Below are 25,447 nucleotides of genomic sequence, written 5' to 3'. Positions count from 1 at the left end.
GTCAGAAACCGTGCAGTCGCGGTGAAAGCCTTACGACGCCGGCGGGGTGTACCCGAACGGCAGCAGGATGCTCTTGGGCTCGCAGTAGGCCTCGATGCCCTCCCAGCCGTTCTCCCGGCCGATGCCCGAGTTCTTGAACCCGCCGAACGGTGCGCAGGGGTCGAACGCGTACATGTTCACCGCGTAGGTGCCCGTGCGGATGCGCCGCGCGATCTTCAGCGCCCGGTCGTTGTCGGTGGTGTACACCGAACCGGCCAGCCCGTAGACCGAGTCGTTGGCGATGCGCACGGCGTCGTCCTCGTCGGTGTAGGGGATCACCGCCAGCACCGGGCCGAAGATCTCCTCCTGCGCGATGGTCATCGAGTTGTCGACGTCGGCGAAGACCGTCGGCTGGACGAACCAACCGCTGTCCAGGCCCTCGGGCCGGCCGCCGCCGGTGACGACGCGCGCGCCCTCCTCGATGCCCTTCTTGATGTAGCCCTCGACGCGGTCGCGCTGCTTCTCGCTGATCAGCGGGCCGATCATGGCAGCCGGGTCGTCCGGCAGGCCGGGCAGCATCCCGGCCACGGCCGCCGAGAGTTTTTCGACGACCTCGTCGTAGCGTGACCGCGGCGCCAGAATGCGGGTCTGCCCGACACACGCCTGCCCGGAGTTCATCAGCCCGGAGAAGACCAGCATCGGCAGCGTGGAGTCCAGGTCGGCGTCATCGAGGATGATCGCGGCGGACTTGCCGCCGAGCTCGAGCGTGCACGGCTTGAGGTGGTCGGCGGCGATCTTGGCGATCTCCTTGCCGACACCCGACGAGCCGGTGAACGTGTACTTGTCGAGGTTCGGGTTGGCGGTCAGCGCCTGCCCGGTTTCCGCGCCGCCCGGCACGATCGACAGCACGCCCTCGGGCAGGCCGGCCTCGGCGAACATCTCGGCCATCGCGAACACCGACAGCGGCGTCTCCGCCGCAGGCTTGAGGACGACGGTGCAGCCGGCCAGCAGCGCCGGGCCCAGCTTGTTGGCCGCCAGGAAGAACGGCACGTTCCACGCGGTGACCGCGCCGACCACGCCGACCGGCTCGCGCACCACCAGCGTCTGCCCGTACACACCGTCGCGGATGTCCTGCCAGGTGAACGTGTCCGCGGCACCGGCGTAGAACTGGAACGACGACATCGCCGCGCCGTACTGCATCATGTCGACGATGGTCGGCGGCTGGCCCGTCTCGGCGGCCAGCAGGAACTTCAGCTCGTCGGCCCGCTCCTCCATGATCTTGACCGCGCGGCCCAGCACCTCGGCGCGCTGCTGCGGGGTCATCTGCGGCCACGGCCCGTTGTCGAACGCCTCGCGGGCCGCCGCGCAGGCGGCATCGACGTCGGCGGCCGACGCCAGCGGCACCTTCCCGACGAGTTCACCGGTGGCGGGGGAGTGCACCTCGATGACGTCGGAGGTGGCCGGCTCGACCCACTTGCCGCCGATGAACAGCTTGTCCCAGTCGGTCTTGTAGGCAGTGCTTTGCGTCATGCACGTCACACTACCGAGCGAACGGCGAAACGAGAACCTGTTGCAAGACGGCCGTCAAGACGGCTGCAACACCAGCACCAGATTGCTCACCAGGAATTCCCGTATGCCCGGCACCCGGGTCAGTCCCCAGGCCCATCGCGGGTGGTAGCGGGGGAAGGCGGCGACCAGCGCGCCGGTGCCGCGCGCCCAGCGCAGGCCGTCGGCAGCCGACACCGCGAACAACGACGACCCGTAGTCGTTCTTGGGTCGGTGACCGTGTCGGCGGGCGTAGCGGTCGGCGGCCCGCCGTCCGCCCAGGTAGTGCGCGACCCCCGTCTCGTGGCCCCCGAACGGGCCCAGCCAGACGGTGTAGGACAGCACAACCAGCCCGCCGGGCCGGGTGACGCGCAGCATCTCGTCGCCGAGCCGCCACGGTTCGGCGACATGCTCGGCGACGTTGGACGACAGACACACGTCGACGCTGGCGTCGGCGAACGGCAGCGCCGTTCCCGACGCCCGGACGAATACACCGGCACGGTCGTGGGTCCGCGGGGCCGCGGCGTGCATTTCGGCCGGGTCGGGCTCCACCCCGACGTAGCGCACCCCGGCCTCGGCGAACGCCGTCGCGAAGTAGCCTGGCCCACCGCCGACGTCCACCACTGTCCGGCCCGACAGCGCGGTGCCGGCGGTGGCCCGCCACAGGTCGGAGACCAGTGCGACCGTGTCGGCGGCCAGTGCGCCGTAGAACAGGTCGGGGTCGGTCTGCTCGAAGCGGAACGCGGCCAGCAGCCGCACCGAGCGCGCCAGCGTCGCCCGCTGCGCGAACAGTTCGGTAGCGAGCATCCGGTCACCCTACGCACGCGGCTACGCTGTCTTGCGATGTCTGTCCGCCCCGCCGAGCCCGCACGCGTCGAATCCGTGCTGCTGCTCTGCTGGCGGGACACCGGCCACCCCCAGGGCGGCGGCAGCGAGACGTATCTGCAGCGCATCGGAGCCCACCTCGCCGCCGGCGGGGTGCGGGTGACGTTGCGGACCGCGCGGTACCGCGGCGCGCCGCGCCGCGAGACCATCGACGGCGTCGAGATCCAGCGCAGGGGCGGGCCCTACACCGTCTACGTCTGGGCGGGTCTGGCGATGGCCGCAGCCATGATCGGGCTGGGCCCGATGCGGCGTATCCGGCCCGACGTCGTGGTGGACACCCAGAACGGGCTGCCGTTCCTGTCCCGGCTGGTGTTCGGGCGGCGCGTGGTGGTGCTGGTGCACCACTGCCACCGCGAGCAGTGGCCGGTCGCGGGACCGGTGATGAGCCGTATCGGCTGGTTCGTGGAATCGCGCCTGTCCCCGCGGCTGCACCGACGCAACCAGTACGTCACGGTGTCGCTGCCGTCGGCGCGCGACCTGGAACTGCTCGGGGTGCAGCCCGACCGCATCGCGATCGTGCGCAACGGCGTCGACGCCGCACCGGCGCATACCGTGACCATTCAGCGCTCGCCGACACCGCGGATGGTGGTGTTGTCGCGGCTGGTCCCGCACAAGCAGATCGAGGACGCGCTGGAGGCGGTCGCCCGGCTGCGCACCCGCCTGCCCGACGTGCACCTCGACGTCCTGGGTGACGGCTGGTGGGCCGACCGGCTGATCACCCACGCCACCCGGCTCGGCATCGCCGACGCCGTGACCTTCCACGGGCATGTCGACGACGACACCAAACACGCTGTGCTGCAGCGCAGCTGGGTGCACGTGCTGCCGTCCCGGAAAGAAGGCTGGGGACTGGCGGTGGTGGAGGCGGCGCAGCACGCCGTGCCGACGATCGGCTACCGCTGTTCGGGCGGGCTGACCGACTCCGTCGTCGACGGCGTGACCGGGCTGCTCGTCGACGACCGGTGCGGGCTGGTCGACGGTCTGGAGCGGTTGCTGCGCGACCGGGTGCTGCGGGAACAGCTCGGCGCCAAAGCCCAGGTGCGCAGCGACGAGTTCTCGTGGGCGCAGAGCGCCGAGGCGATGCACCTGGTGCTGGATCGGGTGGCGGGCGGCCGTCGCGTCAGCGGCGTCGTCTGACCGCGCAATCCGCGTACAACGGCGCGAATCGTCATTAACATAGCGGCTATGCAGGACATGCTGCGCCACGTGCTCGGCTACCGCATGACCGTCGCCGAATGGATCGGCGCCGCCATCTTGCTGGGTACGCCGTACCTGGTGATCGGTGTCGGGTGGACGATTTGGCGCGCCGAGATGTTCGCGCAGTTCGACGGGCTGCACAAGCCGGTGGCGATCGTCGGTTCGGTGGTGTTCTGGCCGGTGCTCATCGTCGCGCAGCTGTGCTCGCTATGACGGACACCCGCATTCACATCCACCGGCGCACCGCACGCTGGGACCCCGACGAGACCGTCACGGTCGCCGACGCGATGGACTTCTGGTCGTTCGCCGCCGGGGCGGCCAACGTGATCATGCAACTGTCCGTGCCGGGCGTCGGCCACGGTGTGGTCGAGAGCAAGGTTGACTCCGGCAACCTGATGAAGCACCCGTGGAAGCGGGCCCGCACCACATTCCAGTACCTGGCCGTCGCGGTGCTCGGATCCGACGCGGACCGCGCGGCCTACCGGGACGCGGTCAACGAATCCCACCGCCACGTCCGATCCGACGCGTCGAGCCCGGTGCGGTACAACGCCTTCGACCCTGTCCTGCAGATGTGGGTGGCGGCGTGCCTGTTCGTCGGGCTGGAGGACACCTATCAGCTGCTGCGCGGACGGATGACCCCGGAGCAGTCCGAGCAGTTCTACCGGTCGGCGTGGCCGCTGGGCACCACGCTGCAGGTCGGCGAGGACCAGTGGCCGCCGACGCGCACGGACTTCGACCGGTATTGGGACGACGCCTGTGGACGCATCGCCGTCGACGAGGTGGTCGGCGACTTCCTGGCCGACCTGGTCGACCTCAGAATGATCAATCCCGTTCTGGCACTGCCGTTCCGGCCGCTGCTGAAGTTCCTCACCGTCGGCTTCCTGGCGCCGGTGTTCCGGGACGCGCTCGGCCTGTCCTGGGGCCGGTCGCGGCAACGGCTTTTCGAGCGGCTGTTCCTGGTCGTCGCGTTCGTGAACCGGTTCCTGCCCGGGTTCGTCCGCCAGGGCGGGACGTATCTGTTGCTCGCCGACGTCCGGATGCGGGTCCGGCGGGGACGGCGGCTGGTATGAGGACCGCGGTCCGTCGCATCCTGAGCCGGCGGCTCAGCGTCGCCGACGTCATCGAGATCGGCATGTGGTTGACGATCCCGTATCTGATCATCGGTCTGGTGTGGGCGTTCTTCGCTGTCGAGGATGTCCGTCACCTCGAGAATCTGCTGACCACCCGACTACCGGCCGGGGCCAACATGGCCGCCTACCTGCTGGTCACCGCCCTGTGGCCGGTCTACCTGATGGTCCCGTCGGTGTGCACGGCGTGATCCGAGCAGCATCGCCAGCAGGCCGGTGACGAGCTGCCCGAGCCAGACCGCGTGGGCAGCGATCATGGTGGTGCGCAGCGTCGACTCCGCGGTTCGGCCGCCGACGGCGTACACGGTGAGGTCCGGGTCCCGGTAGGCCAGAGGCAGGTCCAGCTCCGGACCGGGGCCTTCCACCACCACCCAGCCCACGCCCGCGGCGGCCAGCGCGTCGCGGTCGGCGCCCGAGAGCAGCAGTTGCTGCACCGCGCGGGCCCGGGTGCCCTCGCCGGACACGGTCTGTCCGGCGATGGTCAGATCGCCGGTGGTCAGCACCTCGGCGCGCAGCCAGCGCGGCAACGGGTCCAGCACCGGGGCGTCCCCGGCCCAGTCGAACCGGCGCATGCTGTCGACCGGCAGCACGGCGACCGGCGCGGGGTCGGCGTTGATGAGCGACGCCGCCGTCGGCCAGCCGGGCGGATAGTGCACCGGCACAACGCGACCACCGACGCCCCACGTCAGGTCGGGCAGCGTCGCGATCAGCGCCGCGCAGCACACCGCACCGACCGCGACCGCGGGCAGGCGACGGCGGAGCACGACGACGGCAGCGGCCCCGGCCAGCGCGTAAGCCGGCACCGCCAGCGCCACCCATTTCTGCCCGTCCCGGATCACGCCGAGCCCGGGCAGCGCACGAATCAGACTGTCCGCCAACGCCAGTCCCGCATCGGTGGCCAGCAGCGCCGGTGCCGCCACGGCCACCGCGCCGAGCACCAGCAACGGCACCCCGATCCGTCGGCGCAGCAGCAGCGGCACCCCGATCGCGACGATGACCAGCAGCACACCCGCCGAGACCAGTGCGAAAAGGGTGCTGCGGGAAGCGGGTACCGCCTCGGCATTCCAGATGCCGCCCAGGCTGGCCAGGCTGCCGAGCGTGCCCAGCCCGGGCTCGGCGCGCGCCGCGAAGGCCTCGACCCCGGTGTCGGTGACCGCTCCGGCCCAATCGTCCGACAGGACGGACGCGACCAACCAGGGCAGCGCCGCGGTGACCGACGCCGCGGCGCCGACCGCCGCGCACCACATCCGCGACCGGCCCTGCCCCGGCGCCAGCGCGCAGGCCAGCGCGACGGTCGCGGCCAGCATCAGCCCGGTGGGCGTCACCCCGGCCAGCGCGATCCAGAACAGCACCGCCCCCACCGGCGCCAACCCAATCGGTGGGTCGGCGCGCAGCCTGAGAACGGCCCCAGCCACCCACGGCAGGCAGCCGTAACCGACCAGCAGACTCCAATGCCCCTGCAGCAACCGCTCGGCCACATAGGGATTCCAGATCGCGATGGTCGCGGCCACGCACTGCCCGGCGATGCCGGCGTCGGGCACCAGGCGCGCCACCAAACGGGCGGCCCCCCACCCGGCCGCCCACAGCCCGGCGGCCAGCAATATCTTGACCACGATGCCGCCGTCGAGCGCCGTCGAGGCCAGCGCGACCGCGAAGTCCTGCGGCAGGGCTCGCGGTGCGGCCTGGGACAGCCCCAGCGCGGCATCGGTCAGGTAGGAACGCGGTGTCGAGACCGCGTCGCGCAGCAGCAGGTAGCCGGGGGCCGCCAGCGGCGCGGTCACCGCCAGGGTCAGCGCCAGCGCGTACGCCGGCGCCACCACCGACCTGGCGATCAGACCGGTCGGTCCGGGGGCAGGTCGGACGGGCGCTGCGCCGGGAGTTTCTCGGTCTTGGCCTCCGCGCCCGGTACCGGTTCCCCTTCGTCGCCGCGACCGCCGAAGAAGCGGTTACCGGTGTCGTCGAGGCCCGGGTCGAGCAGCATCGACTCGGCGCGCAGGCTGAACGACCCGAGCAGCGCGCCGCCGATCAGCGCCACCAGACCCAGCGCGGTGAATGTGATGGGCAGGACACGGCCCCACAGCGAGACCCGGTCGCGCTCGTCGAACGCGGCCGCGACCTGCGACTCGACCGTCTCCTCGGTGGAGGTCACGGAGTAGTCGACGAACGTCACCTCGGGCTCGAGCGCCTCGCGTGCGTAGTAGTGGAAACCGCGGTCGGTCTGCTTGACGATGGTGCCGGACACCGGATCCACCCAGAAGGTGCGCTGCGCGGCGTAATACCGCGTCATCGTGATCATTTCCTCGGGGTCGCCCTCCAAGCCCCAGAGCGCCGCGCGCGCCGACACCTGGCTGTCGGCGTCGTCGTCGTAGAGCGAGGCGTACCGCACCGGCTCGACGAGCTTGCCGTCGGAGTCCATGCCCACGTTCTGGGTGAACTTGTAGGCCGTCAGCCCGTTGACGTCCTCTTCGCCGGAGTAGTTGGCGTCGAAGGTCTCCTGCGCGATCGGGTCGAAGAACGGGTAGGTCTTCTTCTCGGTGTCGAACGGGAAGCGGTAGGTCAGCCCCTCGTGCGGCAGCGCGATGTTGGTGGGCGGCGTCTCGTCCTCCAGCGCGCGCGGCCGCTGCACCGCGCCGCCGGGATTGCTCTCGCTGGAGACCGCCTCGGCGGTGCTGCGGTCGAGCGTGACGGTGTCGACCATCGCCAGCAGCAGGCCGGTGTCCTGCTGCTGGTCGGTGCGGCGCAGCGTGCTGCCCACCTGCAGCGTCACCACTTCGGCGTTGGCCGGGGACTCGACGCTGAGCTGTTGCTGCAGGACCAGCGGCACATCCTCGTCGACGACGAAGCGTTCACCGTTCAGCGAGGCGGGGTCGAACGCGGTACCGGTGCCGTCACTGACCAGCGTGGCGTCGATGTCGAGGGGAATCTTGGAGATCTGGCCCTTGGTGTAGGTGCTCAGCAGGAGTGCCGCGATGAGCAGCGCAGCCCCGAGGCCCATGATTCCGCACGCGGCGATCCGCAGCGCAACTGCGCGGTTCAATACCGTGTCTCCCTTCGCGCCCGCCATGGGTCCGCTGATCGATCGGGTGCCTCTCGCGTGACGGCAAACCCGTTCGACCCTAACAGCACAGATTAAGGCCGGCGCTCACTACGACGCTTCGCGCGAGGTCACGGTGCTGGGCCGCTCGACGCGTCGTTTTCACAGCCGGCGCGGCCCGCGGGCACACTGTGTGCCATGACCGCAACCGGTGCCGACGCGGTCGGCGGGACCCGCAGTTTCCTGCCGGCCGTCGAGGGTTTGCGCGCGTGCGCGGCCATCGGTGTCGTCGTCACCCATGTGGCGTTCCAGACCGGATACAGCAGTGGGGTGGTGGGCCGGGTCCTGGGCCGCTTCGACCTCGCGGTCGCGGTGTTCTTCGCGCTGTCCGGCTTCCTGCTGTGGCGCGGTCACGCGGCCGCCGCCCGCGGCCTGCGGGACCGGCCCGCGACCGGGCACTACCTGCGTTCCCGGATGGTGCGGATCATGCCCGGCTACCTGGTGGCGGTGGTGGTGATCATGTCCTTGATGCCCGACACCAGCGACGATCTCACCGTCTGGCTGGCCAATCTCACCCTGACCCAGATCTACGTACCGCTGACGCTGACCTCCGGGCTGACGCAGATGTGGAGCCTGTCGGTGGAGATGAGCTTCTATCTGGCGCTGCCGCTGCTCGCGTTGCTGGCCCGCCGGCTTCCGGTGTCCGCGCGCATCCCGGCGATCATCACGGTCGCGGCGGTCAGCCTGTTCTGGGTGCGCATCCCGTTCGACGGCGGGTCGGGTCACAACCTGTGGAACTGGCCGCCGGCGTTCTTCTCGTGGTTCGCCGCGGGCATGGTGCTCGCCGAGCTGACCGTCAGCCGGGTCGGGTGGGTGCACCGGCTGGCGCGGCGGCGAGTCCTGATGGGGGTGGTGGCAGTGACCGCGTTCGGCATCGCGGCGTCGCCGCTGGCGGGCCTCGAAGGCCTGCACCCCGGCTCGATCGGTCAGGTCACGCTGAAGACCGCGATGGGCGCGGTGGTGGCCGGGGCGCTGCTGGCGCCGCTCGTGCTCGACACCCCCGATACGTCCCACCGGCTGCTCGGCAGCGCACCGATGGTCACGCTCGGCCGCTGGTCCTACGGACTGTTCGTATGGCACCTGGCCGCGCTGGCGATGGTGTTCCCGATGATCGGGGAGTTCCCGTTCAACGGGCACTTCACCATCGTGCTGGTGCTGACGCTGTTGTTCGGCACGGCGATCGCCGCGGTCAGTTACGGGCTGATCGAGTCACCGTCTCGCAATGCGCTGCGGCGCTGGGAGATGCGCCACGATCCCACGCCGTTGGACAGTTCGGTCGACGACTCCGTCGCACCCGTGGTGCCGCGCTGACGGGGCGGCATCGCTGAGGCCGCGACCGCGAGCACCGAAACCAGTGCCAGGAACTGCACGCCGGCCGAATGGCCGACGTAGCCGTCGACGGACCGCCACGGGTTCTGGCTGAGAATCGCGCCGGCCAGGACCAGACCGCCCGCCGCGGCGGTGACGGTCACCGAGTCACGCAGCCTGTCCCGTCGGCGCAGCAGGTGACCCGCGCCGAGGACGGCCAGCGCGGTTGCCGCGCCTACCGGTCCCGAGACGACGGCGCCGACGGCGGTCACCGCCACCCCGGCGGCCATCGGGCCGGGCCGCCACACCTGCCCGACGTCCCCGGGGCGTGGCCGGCGCCGTGCCGGCACGAGGGCCAGTGCCACCAGGATCGGCAGCAGCGCCAGACCGGCGACCAACCCGATGCGGTAGGTGGTGTTCGACGTGAACGTCATCGTGACGGTCCCGTCCACCCCCGCCGGCACCACCCAGCCCTGCTGCCACCCGTTGACGGTGACCGGTGTCAACCGGCTGCCGTCGCCGGCGCGGGCCACCCAACCGGGATTGATGCTCTCCGGCACCACCAGCAGGCGCCGTTCGCCGGCGCCTTCCACCCGGACCTCGCGGCGGTCGTTGCCCCACTGCTCGACGGCCACCGGGGTGATGGCCGCTGTGGGGATCTCGGCGGCGGCCGGCGTGGCCAGCCGGACCCCGTCCACCACGAACACCGATCCCGGGCTGATCAGCAACTCCTGCTCACCGGCGGGCAGGCTGATCGGTTCGCTACGGCACGGTTGCGCAGCGATGGGCCGGTTGCCGAGCAGGTCGCCCACCGTCGTGGTGACCGAGGTCTGCACGAATTGCCCTGCGACGCCGATGATCGGCCCCCGTCCGCACGGGACAGTGATGCGGCGCAACCGGTTTTGGGACGCATCCGCGGCGTCGAGCTCTGTCCCGCGCGGGTCCAGAGCGACGACCTCGGCCAACCCGGGCGGTTTGAGCTGATCGAATCCCAGCGCGGTGCGGTCGATCACATCGTCCCAGTCGAGCAGAGAGATCCGGACGGTATCGGTGACGCGCGGCTTCAGGCGCAGCGTCTCGGTGCCGGCGGTGAGCCGGCGCACCTGCGGTCCGTCACCGAGGTCGATCGCGATCATCCGGGGGTGCGCGGGCAGTGCCGACTCGCTCGGCGTGACCCGCAGCGCGGCCACGGTGCGCGGACCGGGCAGGGCCATCGTCAGGGTCGGCGGAGTGTGCGGTTGGACGACGCCCTGGGGTGCGGTCCACGCGGTCCCGGTATCGCCGTCGGTCGCGGCGTAGGCAGAACCCAGCACGTCGATCAGGTCGGAATCGCCGTAGGCGCGGGTGGTTTCGGGTGCAGCGATGAGGTCGGCGAGGTTGGGGCCCTGCCGTGCCCGGACCCACACGGTCGGGGTCACCGTGGTCGGTTCGGGCACCGACAGCATCCGGCTCAGGTTGACCGGCTCCTCGGAGGCCAGCGCCATCGCCGCCGAACACCGGGTACCGGTCGGGCTGTCCGCGCACCCGGGCCGGCCCAGCAACTCGGTGCCCAGATCCCATTGCGCGACGGTGCTTTCCGGGTTCGGTGCAGGGATGTCGACGGTGTGCCGCAGGGTGACCGGATGGGCGAACCCGTTGGCGTCGTACTGGGTGACGTTGAGGTCGGTGATGCCGAACTGCACCCCGGGGGAGCCGTCGTCGGTGCCGACGGCGGTGATGCGCACCCACGGCGATTCGCCGTAGGGCAGTGCCACGGTCAACGGTTCGCCGGCCTTCTCGAACCGCACCGTGCTCGTGCCGTTGACCGTCGACACCTCCAGCCGGCGCACCTGCGCGCCGACGGCGGTGGCGCTCGGCGTGACGGTCAACGTCGCATTGGTGACGGGACGGTCGAAGTCGACCTGCAGCCATTGCCCGACCGCGTTCTGCAGCGAGTTGGACACCCAGCTGGTCGCGGAGTCCCCGTCGATCGCCGCGGGCGCCGCCGACGCCGGCGAGACATTGGGCAGCGCGGTGGAGTCGGCAGCCGAGCTCGACACGGTGATCCGTCCACCGGACCACCGGCCCTCGGCGAGTTCGGCACCGTCGGACGGATAGTCGGGCACCCGGTTGAAGGTGTTGCGCGGGTCGCCGGGAGCGCGGACCGCCGACGAATGGTCGTCGACGCGGCCGTAGTCGGTTTCCCGGGCCATCGGGGTGTCGGTCACGGTGGTCAGCGGGGCCGGCAGTCCCGCCTGTAGCGCATCCTGGGTCAGCAGCGCCGGTCCCAGCGGTGCCGCCCCGGTCAGCCGTCGCCGCTCGTCGAGACGCAGCAGCGCTTCGGGGGCGCCGTCGATTCGGGGCAGTGCGGCGGCGTCGACGGCGTACGGCGCCATGGGCGTGCGCGCACCGTCGACCCGGTAGATCTCCACGGCCGGGTAGCGGGGGCGGAGTCCGCTGTCGGCGACGAAGCCCTCCAGCGTGCCGGGGCCGACCTCGGCGCCGAACTCGGCGACTTTCGTCAGGCCCGGCGAACCGTCGACAGCTCGGTGCACCAGGATCGGCCGCGCTGAGCGCGACGAGTCGGGGTCGAGGTCATTGCGCACCACCACATACGAGATGCCCTGCCGTATCAAGGTGTCGGCGAGGCCGTCGGAGGGCCGGCCCGCGGCGAAGAGTCGCTGCACGGAGTCGAGGGCGCGGATGGTCTCCGGCGGCGTGAGCGGGATCGAGTCCCGCACACCCCACGCGCTGTCGCCCAGGACCTGCAGCGGCTCGTCATGAGTGTTGCCCCACGTCTGGGTGGCGAACGGCGCGCCGGGGGCGACCAGCACCCGGCCTCCGGTGTCGTGGTCGTCCAGCCACGTGGCGGTGTCGTGCCAGTACTGCGGGATCGCATCGAACGCGCCGGGCGGGCTGAGACGGCCGGTCCAGGCCAGCGAGCTTGCCGCCAGCAGGGCCGAGACCACGACCACGGCCACCGCCACCCGCTTGTCGTCCTCGGGATGCGCGAGCGCACGGCGCCACACCCGCCGGGGCGCGCTGCCCGGCAGCGGTACCCGGCCCAGCAGATGCGCCAGCCCCAGCACCAGCGGCAGCCGCAGCAGCGGCTCGAGTTTGTGCAGGTTGCGCAGCGGGGTGCCGTCGGCGTCGAGGAACGCCTGGACGGTCTGCGCCACCGGGGAGCCCAGCCCGCCCGAGTAGCCGGCCGCCAACGCGACGACGCCGACCATCAGCATGGTGATCAGCCGGCCCTTGGCGGGCATGGTGCGCATCGCGAGCCCGGCCAGCCCGGCGGCGGCGACCAGCGTGGTCGCCAGCACCGCCACCGTGCCGGTGACCAGCGGCGCACCGGCGGTCGCGGTGGGCGCCACGTAGGGGGTCCAGGCGCCGGTGCCGCGCAGCATCTCGGTCAGCGACATCCACCGGGTGGTGACGCCCGAGGACTCGATGAAGTCCAGGAACGGCGGGCTGATCCGGCCGAGGTGCAGCAGCGCGACCACCCACCACGCCGTCGCCAGCACCACGCACGGCAGCCACCACGCGACGAAGCGCCGCCACACCCGGGTGGGGCGGTGACAGCACAGCCACACCACCGCGCACAGGCATGCCGACAGCGTCGCGACGGCGTTGACCGCGCCCATCAGCGCGACCGCCAGCGCGGAGCGGGCCGCCAGCAGCCGGATTCGGGGATCGCCCTGGAAGACGAGCACCACCGGCAGCAGCACCCACGGCGCCAGCATCATCGGCAGGGTCTCCGACGAGATCGCGCCCAGCGTGGTCAGTACACGCGGCGCCAACGCGTAGGCCACGGCGGCGACCACCCGTGAGGTGCGGCTCCCGATGCCCAGGGCCTCGGCCAGCCGCAGAACGCCCCAGAAGCCGACGACCAGCAGCAGCGCCCACCACAACCGCTGGGTCACCCAGCCGGGAACGCCGAGGACATCCCCGGCCAGGAAGAAGGTGCCGTGCGGGAAGAGGTAGCCGTAGGCCTGGTTCTGGGCCTGGCCGAACGGCAGTTCGCTGTTCCACAGCGTGAACGCGCGCGTCAGGAAGCGCAGCGGATTGGCCGTCAGATCCAGCTTGGTGTCGGGTGAGATCTGACCGGGTGACTGGGCGAAGGTCAGGATCAGCGCCGCCGCGGCGGCCACCCAAAGCCAGCGCCGCGCGAGCGGCTCGGTGGCGGGACTAGCTTCGGTCGCCGTATTCAACCCTGTTGAGCACCGACGACGCCGGATCGCCCGCCTGCAGAGGCGGCCGGGTGTCCTGCTGAAGCATCAGCGTCACCCCGAACACGGCGGCCGCACCCAGCAGCAGACCGACGACCAGGCTGGCGGCAGCGGGCACGAGAAAACGATCCATGGGCCTCAAACTAGCACGGCGGCCGGAGCCGACCCGGGGCTCACATCACGGCGCCGGCGGCACGATCAGCACTGGTCGATGGCCCCGGCGCAGGACGTGGTCGGCGACGCTGGACTGGATCAGGGAGCGGAACCCGGTGGTGGCGCGGGTGCCGGTGACGATCAGATCGGCGTCGGCCTCGTCGGCCACGTCGATGATGGACTGCCACACCGTGTAGGTCTGCGCGACGCACATCGGCTCGACGGGCAGGCCGGCGGCCCGGGCCAACCCGAGCCCCTCCTGGCTGATGCGCTGCGCCTCGGCCAGGGCGATGTCGATCTCGTCGGTCGGGACCGGATCCGGTGGGCCGTCGAGGTCGTAGGTCACCGGGGACTCGGAGCCGCGGTCCATCGGCGACCACACCGTCACCAGCAGGGCGCGGTCGGCGGCGAGGAACTTACCCGCGTAATCAACGGCACGGCGCGCCGTCGGCGATCCGTCGAACGCGATGACGATGACGGTCTCCTTCTTCTCGGCGTCTCTGCTCTTCCTCGCCGACCGCATCGTCTGCCCCTGTCTTCTCGGTGTCTTCTCCACAATATTGGCCGTCGCGCGTCCCCCCGCTATGGTCACAGACGATGTATGTGTCCCCGACGTTGCGCTTGGCGCCGAAAGTCCTGATAGGTGCGGTGAGCACGGTCGCTCTGCTGTCTTCCTGCGCTCCGGCCGCCGAGGTGGCCGCTCCCCCGCGGGCCAACGCGGCGCCGGCCCACGCCGCCGGCCCGGGTGCCGCGCCCGCGGCGCCGGCTCCGGTTCCCGCCGCCCCGGTGTGCGGGGATCCGGCGACCGTGGTGGCGGCGATGTCCACCCGGGACAAGCTGGCACAGCTGTTGATGGTCGGCGTCAACGGGGCGGCCGACGCCCGCGCGGTCGTCGATGCCCACCACGTCGGCGGCGTCATGATCGGCAGCTGGACCGACCTGTCGATGGTGACCGACGGCTCGCTGCGCGAGATCGCCGCGACGGCAGGGCCGCTGGCGCTGGCCGTCAGCGTCGACGAGGAAGGCGGCCGGGTGTCGCGGCTGTCGTCGGTCATCGGCGCGCAGCCGGCCCCCCGGGTGCTCGCGAAGAGCCGCTCGGCCGACGAGGTGTATCAGATCGCGCTGGACCGCGGCCGCCAGATGCGCGGGCTCGGAATCACCGTCGACTTCGCGCCCGTCGTCGACGTCACCGACGCGTCGGCGAGTTCGGTGATCGGGGACCGGTCGTTCGGGTCGGACCCCACCGTCGTCACCGAGTTCGCCGGCGCCTACGCGCGCGGCCTGCGGGACGCCGGGGTGCTGCCCGTGCTCAAGCACTTCCCCGGCCATGGCAGCGCGTCCGGTGACTCGCACACCTCCGGTGTGTCCACCCCGTCGCTCGACCAGCTCAAGGCCTCGGACCTGGTCCCCTACCGCACGCTGACGACCCAGGCGCCGGTCGGGGTGATGGTCGGTCACATGCAGGTCCCCGGCCTGACCGGCAGCGAGCCGGCCAGTCTGAGCCCGCAGGCCTACGGACTGCTGCGGTCCGGCGACTACGGCGGGCCGCCGTTCAACGGGCCGGTGTTCACCGACGACCTGTCCGGGATGCGGGCGATCACCGACCGGTTCGGTGTCGCCGACGCCGTGTTGCGCAGTCTGCAGGCCGGTGCCGATGTGGCGCTGTGGCTGTCCACCGCCGAGGTGCCCGCGGTCCTCGACCGGTTGGAGCAGGCGGTTGCCGCCGGTGAGCTGGCGATGTCGGGTGTCGACGCCGCGGTGACACGGATCGCTGCGATGAAGGGTCCGTCGCCGGGCTGCTGACCGCACCGCCCTTACCCTTGGTGGGACAGGCAGGTCGCCCGCACAGTCGGGACCGCACCAGGGAAGGCACGATCATGGCGGGTGGAACCAAGCGCTTGCCGCGTGCTGTTCGCGAGCAACAGATGCTCGACGCCGCGGTGCAGATCTTCTCGGTCAACGGGTTCCACGAGACGTCGATGGACGCGATCGCCGCCGAGGCGCAGATCAGCAAGCCGATGCTGTACCTGTACTACGGGTCCAAAGAGGAGTTGTTCGGCGCCTGCCTGGACCGCGAACTGCGGCGGTTCGTCGACGAGGTACGCAGCAAGATCGACTTCGACGAGCCGCCCAAGGAATTGCTGCGCAGTGCGGTGCTGGCGTTTTTGAAGTACATCGACGAGCACCGGGCGTCGTGGATGGTGCTCTACACCCAGGCGACCAGCTCCCAGCGCTTCGCGCACACGGTGCGTGAGGGACGCGAACGCATCATCGAGCTGGTCGGCGGGTTGCTGCGGTCGGGCACCCGGCATCCCGGCCCGGGAACCGACTTCGACATGATGGCCGTCGCGCTGGTCGGGGCCGGCGAGGCCATCGCGGCCCGGGTCAGCACCGGTGACGCCGACGCCGACGAGGCCGCCGAGCTGATGATCAACCTGTTCTGGCGGGGTCTCAAGGGCGCGCCCAGCGAGTCGGGTCCCGCATGAGCGCTACAGCGGGCCGACGGTGCCCGTCAGATGCGGATGCCCCTTGGTCAGGTGGCGCAGGGTCAGCTCCCAGTTCTGTCCGCTCCGCTGCGTGTAGAGCCCCGCACGGGCCGGCAGAACCACCGGCTTGGCGAAGCGCACCGAGTACTTCACCTGGTCCGGCAGTTGGCCCTCGATGTTGGCCAGTACCGCGGCGGCGCTGAACATCCCGTGCGCGATGACCGTCGGGAAGCCGAACAGCTTGGCCGCCAACGCGTTGGTGTGGATGGGGTTGTGGTCCCCGCTGACCGACGCGTAACGACGGATCTGGCCGGGGGTGATGCTCAGCACCGCGTTCGGGGGCCCCGGCTTCGGCTGCTTCTGCGGTGGCGGTTTGGGCTCGTCGGACAGACTGGTGCGTTGTTGGTGCAGGAACGTGGTCACCTGCTCCCAGGCGATCTCGTTACCGACCTTGACGTCGGTCAGGACATCGACCAGCAAGCCGCGGCGGTGCTCGCGGAGGTTCTCGGCACGCACCGACGCCGAGACGGTGTCGGACACCGCGATCGGCCGGTGCTGGGTGATGTGATTCTCCAGGTGCACCGATCCCATTGCCGCGAAGGGGAAGTCGAAGCTCGTGATCAACGACATCAGCGTCGGGAACGTCAACGCGAACGGATAGGTCAGCGGCACGGTGTCGCCGAATCGCAGGCCCGTCACGTGGCAGTACTCGGCGACGTTGGCCGCGTCGATGGTGAGATCGCTGACGGTCAGGCTGCGGTGAGGCAAGGTGTCGCTGCGCGGTACGAACGGCAGCGCCCCGGCCACCGCGAGCGCCAGGTTGCGTACCGCCGAGGGTTGTTGGTCTCCACTCATGCGCCCAACCAGGCCTGTCCGCACACCCGAATCGTGTTACCGGTCACCGCGTTCGACGCCGGGCTGGCGAAGTAGGCGATGGCCTCGGCGACGTCGACCGGCTGTCCGCCCTGGAACAACGAGTTCAACCGCCTGCCGACCTCGCGGGTGGCCAACGGGATCGCCTCGGTCATCTTCGTCTCGATGAAGCCGGGGGCGACGGCATTGATGGTGATGTTCTTCGCCGCCAACTCCGGTGCCAGCGCGTCGGTCAGCCCGATCATGCCGGCCTTGGTTGTCGCGTAGTTGGTCTGGCCACGGTTACCGGCGATGCCCGCCATCGAGGACAGCCCGATGATCCGGCCGTTCTCGGCCAGCGTGCCGTTGCTGACCAAGCCTTCGGACAGCCGCAGCGGGGCCATCAGGTTGACCGCCAGCACCGAGTCCCAGCGGCTCTCGTCCATGTTGGCCAGCAGCTTGTCGCGGGTGATGCCGGCGTTGTTGACCAGGATGTCGAGCGTGCCGCCGAGCTCGGCGTAGTGCTCCTTGACGTGCGCGGTGATCTTCTCGACCGCATCGGCGGCGGTGACGTCGAGGGCCAGCGCGGTGCCACCGATCTTGTCGGCCACCTCGGAGAGAGCCTCGGCCGCACTTTCGATGTCCACCGCGATCACCTTCGCACCGTCGCGCGCGAACACCTCGGCGATCGTGGCGCCGATACCGCGCGCTGCGCCGGTGACCAGCGCGACCTTGCCGTCGAGCGGCTTGTCCCAGTCCGCCGGAGCGGTGGAGTCGGCCGCGCCGACGCGGAAGACCTGGGCGTCGACATATGCCGATTTCGCCGACAGGAGGAACCGCAACGTCGACTCCAGCCCGGTCGCCCCGGCGGTGGCGTCAGGATGCAGATACACCAGCGCAGCCGTCGACCCGTTGCGCAGCTCCTTACCCAACGACCGCGTGAACCCTTCCAGCGCGCGCTGCACCGTGCGCTCGTGGACATCGCCGATCTCCTCGGGCGTGGTGCCGATGACGACCACGCGACCGGAGCGCCCCATGTTGCGCAGCACCGGCGTGAAGAACTCGTAGAGCGCTTTGAGCCCCTCGGGCTCGGTGATCCCGGTGGCGTCGAACACCAGCCCGCCGAACTTGTCGGCCCAGCGCCCCCCGATGTTGTTGGAGACGACGTCGTAGTCCTCGGCCAGCGCCGCGCGCAGTGGTTCGACGACGCGACCCTCCCCACCGATGAGCACCGACCCTTCCAACGGCTGCTGACCGGGCTGGTAGCGCCGCAGCGGCTCGGGCTGCGGGACACCGAGTTGCTTGGCCAGGAACGAGCCCGGCCCGGAGTTGACGACCTGGGAGAGGAGATCGGAAGCCACGGCGCTGCCTTTCTGATGACGCGGACGGAATCCGGGTATGTCTGCTGTCGACCGTGAAGGGGTTACCCAGCGCGGTCGTATCCCTCACGAACTTACTCCAGAGTAAGAACGGTGGGTAGTATGACCCTCGACACCGATGAGCAAGCCGGGAGGCAAGACGTGGCCGACAGCAACTCCACCCGCCGGGTGGCGATCCTCGGAGGGAACCGGATTCCGTTCGCGCGCTCCGACGGCGCCTACGCCAAGGCGTCCAACCAAGACATGTTCACCGCCGTCCTCGACGGGCTGGCCGACCGCTTCAACCTCAAAGGCGAGAAGCTCGACGCCGTCATCGGCGGCGCGGTGCTCAAGCACAGCTCGGACTTCAACCTGATGCGCGAATGCGTGCTCGGCAGCGCGCTGTCGTCCTACACTCCGGCGTTCGACCTGCAGCAGGCCTGCGGCACCGGCCTGCAGGCCGCGATCTCGGCGGGCGACGGCATCGCCGCAGGGCGCTACGAGGTGGCGGCGGCCGGCGGTGTGGACACCGCGTCGGACGCCCCGATCGCGATCGGCAACGACCTGCGCCGCGTGCTGCTCGGGCTGCGCCGCGCCAAATCCAACGTCGAGCGGGTCAAGCTGGCCGGCAAGCTGCCCGCGGCGCTGGGCCTCGAGATCCCGGTGAACAGCGAGCCCCGGACCGGGATGTCGATGGGTGAGCACGCGGCGGTGACCGCCAAGGAGATGGGCATCAAGCGCGTCGACCAGGACGAACTCGCCGCGGCAAGCCACCGCAACATGGCCGCGGCCTACGATCGCGGCTTCTTCGACGACCTGGTGTCGCCGTTTCAGGGCCTCTACCGGGACAACAACCTGCGCGCGGACTCGTCGCCGGAGAAGCTGGCCAAGCTCAAGCCGGTCTTCGGGGTGCGCAATGGCGACGCGACCATGACCGCCGGGAACTCGACGCCGCTGACCGACGGTGCCTCGGTGGCGCTGCTGTCGTCCGAGCAGTGGGCGGCTGAGCACTCCATCCCGGTGCTGGCCTATCTCGTCGACAGCCAGACCGCTGCGGTGGACTACGTCAACGGCCGCGACGGTCTGCTGATGGCGCCGACCTACGCGGTGCCGCGAATGCTGGACCGCAACGGTCTCAAGCTCCAGGATTTCGACCTCTACGAGATCCACGAGGCCTTCGCGTCGGTGGTGTTGGCCACGCTGGCCGCCTGGGAGTCCGAGGAGTACTGCACCCAGCGGCTGGGCCTGGACGGCGCGCTGGGGTCCATCGACCGGTCCAAGCTCAACATCAACGGCTCGTCGCTGGCGGCCGGCCACCCGTTCGCGGCCACCGGCGGCCGGATCCTGGCCCAGATGGCCAAGCAGCTCGCCGAGAAGAAGGCCGAGACCGGGCAACCGGTGCGGGGCTTGATCTCGGTCTGCGCCGCCGGCGGGCAGGGCGTCACGGCCATCCTGGAGGCCTGAGCGCCTACTGGCAGCAGGGCCCGGAAAAACTTTTCCGCAGCGGTGTAACGCCGCCTGGGGGCCCGTCGATACATGGGATAGCTCCGTGTTGCCGTCTGACCCCCCGACCCGACGGCAACACGGGGCTCTTACTTTCGTCGGCGTGCGATGAGTACCGTTCGGACCTATGCAGATCAGCATGTTCGGACAGCTCACCGGATTCGACGCCCCGGTCGACGACGCCGTCGCCTATCTGGCCCAACTGCGTGACGAGGGCTTCGGGCGGGTCTGGCTGAGCCAGCTGCCCTACGAGCCTGACCTGCTGACCGTGCTGGCCGTTGCGCTGCGCGAGGTCGACGGCATCGAGGCGGCCAGCGGGGTCATCCCGATCCAGAATCAGCACCCGATGCTGCTGGCCCAGCGGGCCCTGACGCTGAGCCTGATCTCCGGCGGACGGTTCGTCCTCGGGCTGGGCATGACGCACGCCGCGGTCACCGAAGGCATGTGGGGCATCCCGTGGGACAAGCCGGTCCGCCGGCTCAACGAGTTCCTCGACGGGCTGCTGCCGCTGCTGGCCGGTGCACCCGCGGACGCGACCGGGCAGACCGTCACCACCCGCGGTGCGCTGATCATCCCCGGCGCGCCGCGGCCCGACGTCTACATCGCCGCACTCGGCCCGCAGCTGCTGCGTCTGGCGGGGCGGCGCACATCCGGCACCTGCACCTGGATGACGGGCCCGTCGACGTTGCGTGACCACATCAGCCCCACCTTGCGCCAGGCCGCCGCCGATGCCGGTCGCCCGGAGGACGCGGTGCGGGTGGTGGCCGCACTGCCGGTCGCGGTCACCGACGACGTCGACGGAGCGCGCCGGCAGGCCGCCGAGCAGTTCGCGATGTACGGGACGCTGCCGTCCTACCGCGCGATGCTCGATCGGGAAGGGTTCGCCGGCCCCGAGGACGCCGCGATCATCGGCGACGAGGCCACGGTGCGCGACCGCGTCGCCGAGTTGCGCACCGCCGGGGTCGACGAGTTCGTCGGCGCGACGTTCGACACCTCCGAGGAGGGACGGGCCCGCACCCGGGCGCTGCTGATCTCCTGCTGATTCACGGTGCTCAGCGGGCCGGAAAAAGTCCGATTCGGGACTGTTGCGTGGGTCACACCAGGCGTAGCATGGTTCGCACGACGGGTTCGGGAGTGACTGATCCGAAGAGCCGACAAGGGATGAAAGTCGGTCGCGCGAGACTAAGGTGACGCGCCCAGTGTCCTCCCGAACCCGCCCTTTTTTTGCGCCAAATGCAAGACGCCCCCGGGAAGAGTCCGGGGGCGTCTCGGGTCCGAGGTGGACTAGAAGGCCGCCTCGTCCAGCTCCATCACCTCGTTGTCGAGGTTGTCGATGATCGACCGCGTGCTGGTGAGCAGCGGCAGGAAGTTCTTCGCGAAGAACGAAGCCACCGCGACCTTGCCCTCGTAGAAGGCGCGGTCGTCACCGGTCACGCCGGCGTCGAGCTTGTCGATCGCCACGGCCGCCTGCTGCTGCAGCAGCCAGCCGATGACCAGATCGCCGACGCTCATCAGGAAGCGCACCGAGCCCAGACCGACCTTGTAGATGTCGGCCGGGTTCTCCTGCGCCGAGACCAGGTAGCCGGTCAGCGTGGCCGCCATCGCCTGCACGTCCTGCAGGGCGGTGGCCAACAGGGCCCGCTCGGCCTTGAGGCGGCCGTTACCCGACTCGTTCTTGACGAACTGCTCGATCAGACCCGACACGTGCGCCAGTGCCACACCCTTGTCGCGGACGATCTTGCGGAAGAAGAAGTCCTGCGCCTGGATGGCCGTGGTGCCCTCGTAGAGCGAGTCGATCTTGGCGTCGCGGATGTACTGCTCGATCGGGTAGTCCTGCAGGAAGCCGGACCCGCCGAAGGTCTGCAGCGACTCGGTCAGCTTGGCGTAGGCCTGCTCCGAACCGACACCCTTGACGATCGGCAGCATCAGGTCGTTGACCTTGACCGCCAGTTCCGGCTCGATCCCGTGCAGGGCCTTGGCGACCTCGGCGTCCTGGTGGGTCGCGGTGAACAGGTACAGCGCGCGCAACCCCTCGGCGTAGGCCTTCTGGGTCATCAGGGAGCGCCGGACGTCCGGGTGATGCGTGATGGTCACGCGCGGCGCGGTCTTGTCGGTCATCTGGGTCAGGTCGGCGCCCTGCACGCGCTCCTTGGCGTACTCCAGAGCGTTCAGGTAGCCGGTCGACAGCGTCGCGATGGCCTTGGTACCGACCATCATGCGCGCCTGCTCGATCACGTCGAACATCTGCGCGATGCCCTCGTGCACCTCGCCGACCAGCCAGCCCACCGCCGGAGTGCCGTGCTGCCCGAACGACAGCTCGCAGGTGGCCGAGACCTTGAGGCCCATCTTGTGCTCGACGTTCGTGACGAACACGCCGTTGCGCTCACCGGGCTCACCGGTCTCGGGGTCGAAGTGGAACTTCGGGACGAAGAACAGTGACAGACCCTTGGTGCCTGGGCCGGCGCCCTCCGGGCGGGCCAGCACCAGGTGCATGATGTTCTCGAACAGGTCATCGGAGTCGGCCGAGGTGATGAAGCGCTTCACACCGTCGATGTGCCAGGTGCCGTCGGCCTGCTGCACGGCCTTGGTGCGGCCGGCGCCGACGTCGGAGCCGGCGTCCGGCTCGGTCAGCACCATGGTCGAGCCCCAGCCGCGGTCGGCGGCCAGCTTGGCCCACTTCTTCTGCTCCTCGGTGCCGAGGTGATAGAAGATGTCGGCGAACCCGGCGCCCATCGCGTACATGTACACCGCGGGGTTGGCCCCGAGGATGTGCTCCTGCAGAGCCCAGGACAGCGCGCGCGGCATCGGCGTGCCGCCGAGCTCCTCGCTGACCGACAGCTTGTCCCAGCCGCCCTCGACGACGGCCTGCACGGACTTCTTGAAGCTCTCGGGCAGGGTGACCGTGTGGGTCTTGGGGTCGAAGACCGGCGGGTTGCGGTCCCCGTCGGTGAACGACTCGGCCACCGGGCCTTCGGCCAGACGGGCCATCTCGGCCAGCATCTCGGTGGCGGTCTCGACATCGAAGTCGGCGTAGGCGCCCTCGCCGAGCACCTTGTCTACGCCGAGGACCTCGAACAGGTTGAATACCTGATCACGAACATTGCTCTTGTAGTGGCTCACGCCATTCCTCCTCATTGAGAACGCCACCTGATGGTTGGGTACTCGTGCGACAAGTTACCCACCAGTAACTGTGTCCGACTATACCGCCGGGTAACTTGAACGCAAAGCGACTGTGGGCGATTTCCGCCGGTTGCCCAACCAGGCGGTTGGCCGGGGCTCGATTTCGCCGCCGAAAACGCCTCTGAACTGCACAGACAGTCCCTTGTGATGATTGTCACGTTTAGCCCGATAGGGTGTCGGAATGGCGTCGACGACCGCGGTGGCGGTATGGGGAACGGGCAATATGGGGACCACGGCCATCCGGTCGCTGACCGCCTTTCCGGGGCTGCGGCTGGCAGCCGTGATCACCTCCGCTGCGGACAAGGCGGGCCGCGACGCTGCGACGTTTGCCGGGCTGGCCGAATCCGCGGGGGTCGCGGCGACCACCGATGTGAACGCGGCGCTGGCCGAATGTGACGCCGTGGCGTACATGGCCTCCGGTGACATCCGGCCCGACGACGCGCTCGCCGACATCGAGCGGTGCCTGCGCGCGGGCAGGCACGTGGTCACCCCATCGCTGTACTCGCTCTACGATCCGCGCTCCGCGCCCCCGGACTGGGTGGCGCGTCTGAGCGCGGCCGCCGCGCACGGGTCGGCGGCGCTGCTGGTCAGCGGCGTCGATCCCGGCTGGGCCAACGACGCCCTGGCCGTCACGGCTGCTGGGCTGTGCACCCGGATCGACACGATCACCTGTCAGGAGATCTTCGACTACTCGACCTACGACCAGCCCTACGCGGTGCGCGTCTCGTGCGGCTTCGGCGGCCCGATGGACGAGACCCCGATGATGTTGCTCCCGACCGTCCCGACGATGGTGTGGGGCGGCAACATCCGGCTGATCGGCCGCGGCCTGGGCCTGGACATCGACGACATCACCGAGGAGGTGGAGCGGCTGCCTCTGGAGGAGTCCGTCGACACGGTGATGGGCCGGTTCGAGAAAGGCACTCAGGGGGCGTTCTACCTGCGCGTCGTCGGATGGTCCGGAGGCCGGGCACGGGTCGTCGTCGAACACATCACCCGCATCCACCCGGCGTGCGCACCGCACTGGCCACAGCCCGACGAGGGGGTGGGGGATCACCGCGTCATCGTCGACGGGGACCCGCGGCTGACGATCGTGACGCGCGCCGACGTACCGGGAGGCACCCGCGCCGACGGGGGCAACACCACAGCCGCGAACCGCCTGCTCGGCGCGATCGGCTGGTTGGCGACGCAGAAGCCGGGGATCTACGACGGCCTCGACGTGCCGCTGCACCCGCCGCTGCCGCCGGAGGTGGAGGCCACCCGCTGGCGTTAGCTTCCCGCCAGCCCCTTGTTGACCAGCCGGGTCAGCCAGGCCGGCGAGAACCTGGCGCCCAGGGCCAGCGCCTTGGCCTGGATGCCGACCGGGAAGTGCACCTGGGAGACGAGCCGGCGCGCCCAGGTGGCGTCGACGGCGGCCACGATGTCCGTCGCGATGTCCTGTGCGGTCAGCCGGATGCCGAGCGACTGTGTGGTGCCGGTCTTGACGTCCTTGGTCATCGCGGTGTTGACGTACAGCGGCCACATGTCGATGACGCGGATTCCGTACTGACCCCATTCGAGGTCGAGCGCCTCGGTGATCGCCCGCACGAAGAACTTGGTCGCGCTGTAGTTGGCCAGTTCGGCCTGGCCGTAGATCGCCGACGCCGACGCCAGGTTCACCACGACGGCACCGGGGGTGGCCTTCAGGTACGGGAACGCCGCGTAGAGCCCGTTGACCACGCCCTTGACGTTGACGTCGATCTCGCGGTGGTGCACGTCCAGCGAGATCTCCTCGAACCGCCCGGCGTTGAGCAGCCCCGCGTTGTTGATCAGCACATCGAGGCGGCCCCCGGAGGTCTGGGTGAACTCGGCCAGGCGTTGCGCGACCTCGTCGGCGTCGGTGACGTTGAGGTGCCCCACCACCGGCGTACCGCCCACGGCGGTGATGTCGGCGGCCAGCACGCGCAGCCCGTCCTCGTTGAGGTCATAGCCCCCGACGAGGTAACCCCGCTGCGCGAACAGCAGGGCCGTGGCGCGCCCGATCCCGGTTGCCGCACCGGTGATGAATACCGACTTCGTCATGCCCGCCCCTCTGTCATGGTCAATTCAACTGCCACACCGCGAAATTCAGGCACAGGGCGAACCCCGACCAGGCCAGGTAGGGCAGCAGCAGCGCCCCGGCCGGGACGCTGCGCCGCCAGAACAGCACCACCGTGGCGATCAACACCACCAGCAGGATGCTCAGTTCGAAGAATGCGACGCCGCGCCATCCGAGGCCGAAGAACAGCGGGGTCCATGCGGCGTTGAGCACCAACTGCACGGCATACAGGGTCAGCGCCCGCCGGGTCTCGGGCGACGGGCCGGTGCGCCAGACCAGCCACGCCGCGACCGCCATCAACGCGTAGAGCACCGTCCACGTGGGTCCGAATACCCACGACGGCGGAGCGAAACTCGGCTGCTGGAGCCGCCCGTACTCTTCGGCCGAACTGCTGCCGGCCAGACCGCCGATGACCGACACCGCCGCGACGGCCGCCACCGAGACCGCCAGCATCAGCAACGACTTCGGACGGGCGCGCGAGGTCTGGGCCACCATGGACGG

22 protein-coding genes are annotated in these 25,447 nt (G+C 70.1%); 10 read left to right on the top strand and 12 right to left on the bottom strand.

Going from position 1 to position 25,447, the window contains the following annotated elements; genetic code table 11:
• Positions 1 to 30: 30 nt before the first annotated feature.
• Both G6N31_RS20140 and G6N31_RS20135 read right to left on the bottom strand, forming a co-directional pair.
• Complete coding sequence (locus tag G6N31_RS20140; protein WP_098000346.1) at positions 31 to 1,509, bottom strand: aldehyde dehydrogenase; 1,479 nt, start codon at positions 1,507 to 1,509, stop codon at positions 31 to 33.
• 54 nt (positions 1,510 to 1,563) lie between these two features.
• Positions 1,564 to 2,331, bottom strand: coding sequence for a class I SAM-dependent methyltransferase (locus G6N31_RS20135; RefSeq protein ID WP_098000348.1), 768 nt, complete (start codon positions 2,329 to 2,331; stop codon positions 1,564 to 1,566).
• Positions 2,332 to 2,367: 36 nt separating this feature from the next.
• On the opposite strand from G6N31_RS20135, the gene G6N31_RS20130 reads away from it, so the two are divergent.
• The 4 genes from G6N31_RS20130 to G6N31_RS20115 are packed head-to-tail and all read left to right on the top strand — an operon-like array spanning position 2,368 to position 4,921.
• Positions 2,368 to 3,543 (top strand): glycosyltransferase family 4 protein, encoded by a 1,176-nt coding sequence (locus tag G6N31_RS20130; protein ID WP_098000351.1) that lies wholly within the window; start codon positions 2,368 to 2,370, stop codon positions 3,541 to 3,543.
• A gap of 48 nt (positions 3,544 to 3,591) precedes the next feature.
• Positions 3,592 to 3,816 carry a hypothetical protein gene (locus tag G6N31_RS20125; protein ID WP_098000353.1) on the top strand — a complete coding sequence of 75 codons (225 nt, stop codon included), beginning with the start codon at positions 3,592 to 3,594 and terminating at the stop codon, positions 3,814 to 3,816.
• Complete coding sequence (locus tag G6N31_RS20120) at positions 3,813 to 4,673, top strand: oxygenase MpaB family protein (RefSeq protein ID WP_098000355.1); 861 nt, start codon at positions 3,813 to 3,815, stop codon at positions 4,671 to 4,673. Before G6N31_RS20125 ends, G6N31_RS20120 begins: the two co-directional genes overlap by 4 nt.
• Positions 4,670 to 4,921 carry a hypothetical protein gene (locus tag G6N31_RS20115; RefSeq protein WP_098000357.1) on the top strand — a complete coding sequence of 84 codons (252 nt, stop codon included), beginning with the start codon at positions 4,670 to 4,672 and terminating at the stop codon, positions 4,919 to 4,921. The genes G6N31_RS20120 and G6N31_RS20115 overlap by 4 nt, the downstream gene beginning before the upstream one ends.
• On the opposite strand, the gene G6N31_RS20110 is transcribed toward G6N31_RS20115, so the two are convergent.
• Positions 4,832 to 6,547 carry an MmpA family trehalose lipid delivery protein gene (locus tag G6N31_RS20110; protein WP_098000618.1) on the bottom strand — a complete coding sequence of 572 codons (1,716 nt, stop codon included), beginning with the start codon at positions 6,545 to 6,547 and terminating at the stop codon, positions 4,832 to 4,834. The two genes, G6N31_RS20115 and G6N31_RS20110, sit on opposite strands and share 90 nt — an antisense overlap.
• Before the next feature lie 14 nt (positions 6,548 to 6,561).
• Complete coding sequence (pgfA, locus tag G6N31_RS20105; RefSeq protein ID WP_098000616.1) at positions 6,562 to 7,767, bottom strand: cell envelope lipid trafficking protein PgfA; 1,206 nt, start codon at positions 7,765 to 7,767, stop codon at positions 6,562 to 6,564.
• A 195-nt stretch (positions 7,768 to 7,962) separates the two neighbouring features.
• Between pgfA and G6N31_RS20100 the strand changes: the two genes are divergently transcribed.
• Positions 7,963 to 9,135 (top strand): acyltransferase family protein, encoded by a 1,173-nt coding sequence (locus G6N31_RS20100; RefSeq protein WP_098000359.1) that lies wholly within the window; start codon positions 7,963 to 7,965, stop codon positions 9,133 to 9,135.
• Here G6N31_RS20100 and G6N31_RS20095 read toward each other — a convergent pair.
• The 3 genes from G6N31_RS20095 to G6N31_RS20085 are packed head-to-tail and all read right to left on the bottom strand — an operon-like array spanning position 9,018 to position 14,016.
• Positions 9,018 to 13,322: a DUF3367 domain-containing protein gene (locus G6N31_RS20095; RefSeq protein ID WP_179964207.1), complete on the bottom strand. Its 4,305-nt coding sequence runs from the start codon at positions 13,320 to 13,322 to the stop codon at positions 9,018 to 9,020. The genes G6N31_RS20100 and G6N31_RS20095 overlap by 118 nt on opposite strands.
• Positions 13,300 to 13,473: a DUF2613 domain-containing protein gene (locus tag G6N31_RS20090; RefSeq protein ID WP_098000361.1), complete on the bottom strand. Its 174-nt coding sequence runs from the start codon at positions 13,471 to 13,473 to the stop codon at positions 13,300 to 13,302. The genes G6N31_RS20095 and G6N31_RS20090 overlap by 23 nt, the downstream gene beginning before the upstream one ends.
• Positions 13,474 to 13,518: 45 nt before the next feature.
• Entirely contained in the window at positions 13,519 to 14,016 is a 498-nt protein-coding gene (locus tag G6N31_RS20085) for a universal stress protein (RefSeq protein ID WP_098000363.1), read from the bottom strand.
• A gap of 74 nt (positions 14,017 to 14,090) precedes the next feature.
• Between G6N31_RS20085 and G6N31_RS20080 the strand changes: the two genes are divergently transcribed.
• Both G6N31_RS20080 and G6N31_RS20075 read left to right on the top strand, forming a co-directional pair.
• Entirely contained in the window at positions 14,091 to 15,296 is a 1,206-nt protein-coding gene (locus G6N31_RS20080) for a glycoside hydrolase family 3 N-terminal domain-containing protein (protein WP_098000365.1), read from the top strand.
• A gap of 74 nt (positions 15,297 to 15,370) precedes the next feature.
• Positions 15,371 to 15,979, top strand: a complete 609-nt coding sequence (locus tag G6N31_RS20075) for a TetR/AcrR family transcriptional regulator (RefSeq protein WP_098000367.1) — start codon at positions 15,371 to 15,373, stop codon at positions 15,977 to 15,979.
• A gap of 3 nt (positions 15,980 to 15,982) precedes the next feature.
• On the opposite strand, the gene G6N31_RS20070 is transcribed toward G6N31_RS20075, so the two are convergent.
• Positions 15,983 to 16,834 carry a MaoC/PaaZ C-terminal domain-containing protein gene (locus tag G6N31_RS20070; protein WP_098000369.1) on the bottom strand — a complete coding sequence of 284 codons (852 nt, stop codon included), beginning with the start codon at positions 16,832 to 16,834 and terminating at the stop codon, positions 15,983 to 15,985.
• On the bottom strand, positions 16,831 to 18,192 hold the full coding sequence (locus G6N31_RS20065; RefSeq protein ID WP_098000371.1) for a 3-oxoacyl-ACP reductase: 1,362 nt from the start codon (positions 18,190 to 18,192) through the stop codon (positions 16,831 to 16,833). Before G6N31_RS20065 ends, G6N31_RS20070 begins: the two co-directional genes overlap by 4 nt.
• 120 nt (positions 18,193 to 18,312) lie before the next feature.
• Between G6N31_RS20065 and G6N31_RS20060 the strand changes: the two genes are divergently transcribed.
• Positions 18,313 to 19,653, top strand: coding sequence for an acetyl-CoA C-acetyltransferase (locus tag G6N31_RS20060; RefSeq protein ID WP_179964206.1), 1,341 nt, complete (start codon positions 18,313 to 18,315; stop codon positions 19,651 to 19,653).
• A 166-nt stretch (positions 19,654 to 19,819) separates the two neighbouring features.
• Positions 19,820 to 20,734 carry a TIGR03564 family F420-dependent LLM class oxidoreductase gene (locus tag G6N31_RS20055; protein WP_098000375.1) on the top strand — a complete coding sequence of 305 codons (915 nt, stop codon included), beginning with the start codon at positions 19,820 to 19,822 and terminating at the stop codon, positions 20,732 to 20,734.
• 242 nt (positions 20,735 to 20,976) lie between these two features.
• Here the strand turns inward: G6N31_RS20055 and G6N31_RS20050 are convergent, their stop codons facing one another.
• Positions 20,977 to 22,812 carry an acyl-CoA dehydrogenase gene (locus tag G6N31_RS20050; protein WP_098000377.1) on the bottom strand — a complete coding sequence of 612 codons (1,836 nt, stop codon included), beginning with the start codon at positions 22,810 to 22,812 and terminating at the stop codon, positions 20,977 to 20,979.
• Positions 22,813 to 23,053: 241 nt separating this feature from the next.
• On the opposite strand from G6N31_RS20050, the gene G6N31_RS20045 reads away from it, so the two are divergent.
• A complete protein-coding gene (locus tag G6N31_RS20045) occupies positions 23,054 to 24,142 on the top strand; it encodes an NAD(P)H-dependent amine dehydrogenase family protein (protein WP_098000379.1) in 1,089 nt (362 codons plus the stop codon).
• Here the strand turns inward: G6N31_RS20045 and G6N31_RS20040 are convergent.
• Complete coding sequence (locus tag G6N31_RS20040; protein ID WP_098000381.1) at positions 24,139 to 24,930, bottom strand: SDR family oxidoreductase; 792 nt, start codon at positions 24,928 to 24,930, stop codon at positions 24,139 to 24,141. The genes G6N31_RS20045 and G6N31_RS20040 overlap by 4 nt on opposite strands.
• Positions 24,931 to 24,949: 19 nt before the next feature.
• Positions 24,950 to 25,441, bottom strand: coding sequence for a TspO/MBR family protein (locus G6N31_RS20035; RefSeq protein ID WP_098000622.1), 492 nt, complete (start codon positions 25,439 to 25,441; stop codon positions 24,950 to 24,952).
• Positions 25,442 to 25,447 lie beyond the last annotated feature (6 nt).

The sequence above is a fragment of the Mycolicibacterium duvalii genome (genome assembly GCF_010726645.1).
GTDB lineage: Bacteria > Actinomycetota > Actinomycetes > Mycobacteriales > Mycobacteriaceae > Mycobacterium > Mycobacterium duvalii.
The sequence above is the reverse complement of the archived record's forward strand: the minus strand, read 5'-3'. Positions and strand labels throughout refer to the sequence as shown.

Excerpts from the sequence above, each read along its gene's own strand:
- G6N31_RS20060 (WP_179964206.1), top strand. The coding sequence starts at position 18,313 with ATGACCCTCGACACCGATGAGCAAGCCGGGAGGCAAGACGTGGCCGAC.
- G6N31_RS20125 (WP_098000353.1), top strand. The coding sequence starts at position 3,592 with ATGCAGGACATGCTGCGCCACGTGCTCGGCTACCGCATGACCGTCGCC.
- G6N31_RS20075 (WP_098000367.1), top strand. The coding sequence starts at position 15,371 with ATGGCGGGTGGAACCAAGCGCTTGCCGCGTGCTGTTCGCGAGCAACAG.
- G6N31_RS20135 (WP_098000348.1), bottom strand. The coding sequence starts at position 2,331 with ATGCTCGCTACCGAACTGTTCGCGCAGCGGGCGACGCTGGCGCGCTCG.
- G6N31_RS20070 (WP_098000369.1), bottom strand. The coding sequence starts at position 16,834 with ATGAGTGGAGACCAACAACCCTCGGCGGTACGCAACCTGGCGCTCGCG.
- G6N31_RS20090 (WP_098000361.1), bottom strand. The coding sequence starts at position 13,473 with ATGGATCGTTTTCTCGTGCCCGCTGCCGCCAGCCTGGTCGTCGGTCTG.
- G6N31_RS20035 (WP_098000622.1), bottom strand. The coding sequence starts at position 25,441 with ATGGTGGCCCAGACCTCGCGCGCCCGTCCGAAGTCGTTGCTGATGCTG.
- G6N31_RS20130 (WP_098000351.1), top strand. The coding sequence starts at position 2,368 with ATGTCTGTCCGCCCCGCCGAGCCCGCACGCGTCGAATCCGTGCTGCTG.
- G6N31_RS20055 (WP_098000375.1), top strand. The coding sequence starts at position 19,820 with ATGCAGATCAGCATGTTCGGACAGCTCACCGGATTCGACGCCCCGGTC.
- G6N31_RS20085 (WP_098000363.1), bottom strand. The coding sequence starts at position 14,016 with ATGCGGTCGGCGAGGAAGAGCAGAGACGCCGAGAAGAAGGAGACCGTC.
- G6N31_RS20045 (WP_098000379.1), top strand. The coding sequence starts at position 23,054 with ATGGCGTCGACGACCGCGGTGGCGGTATGGGGAACGGGCAATATGGGG.
- G6N31_RS20040 (WP_098000381.1), bottom strand. The coding sequence starts at position 24,930 with ATGACGAAGTCGGTATTCATCACCGGTGCGGCAACCGGGATCGGGCGC.
- G6N31_RS20080 (WP_098000365.1), top strand. The coding sequence starts at position 14,091 with ATGTATGTGTCCCCGACGTTGCGCTTGGCGCCGAAAGTCCTGATAGGT.
- G6N31_RS20100 (WP_098000359.1), top strand. The coding sequence starts at position 7,963 with ATGACCGCAACCGGTGCCGACGCGGTCGGCGGGACCCGCAGTTTCCTG.
- G6N31_RS20120 (WP_098000355.1), top strand. The coding sequence starts at position 3,813 with ATGACGGACACCCGCATTCACATCCACCGGCGCACCGCACGCTGGGAC.
- G6N31_RS20140 (WP_098000346.1), bottom strand. The coding sequence starts at position 1,509 with ATGACGCAAAGCACTGCCTACAAGACCGACTGGGACAAGCTGTTCATC.
- G6N31_RS20115 (WP_098000357.1), top strand. The coding sequence starts at position 4,670 with ATGAGGACCGCGGTCCGTCGCATCCTGAGCCGGCGGCTCAGCGTCGCC.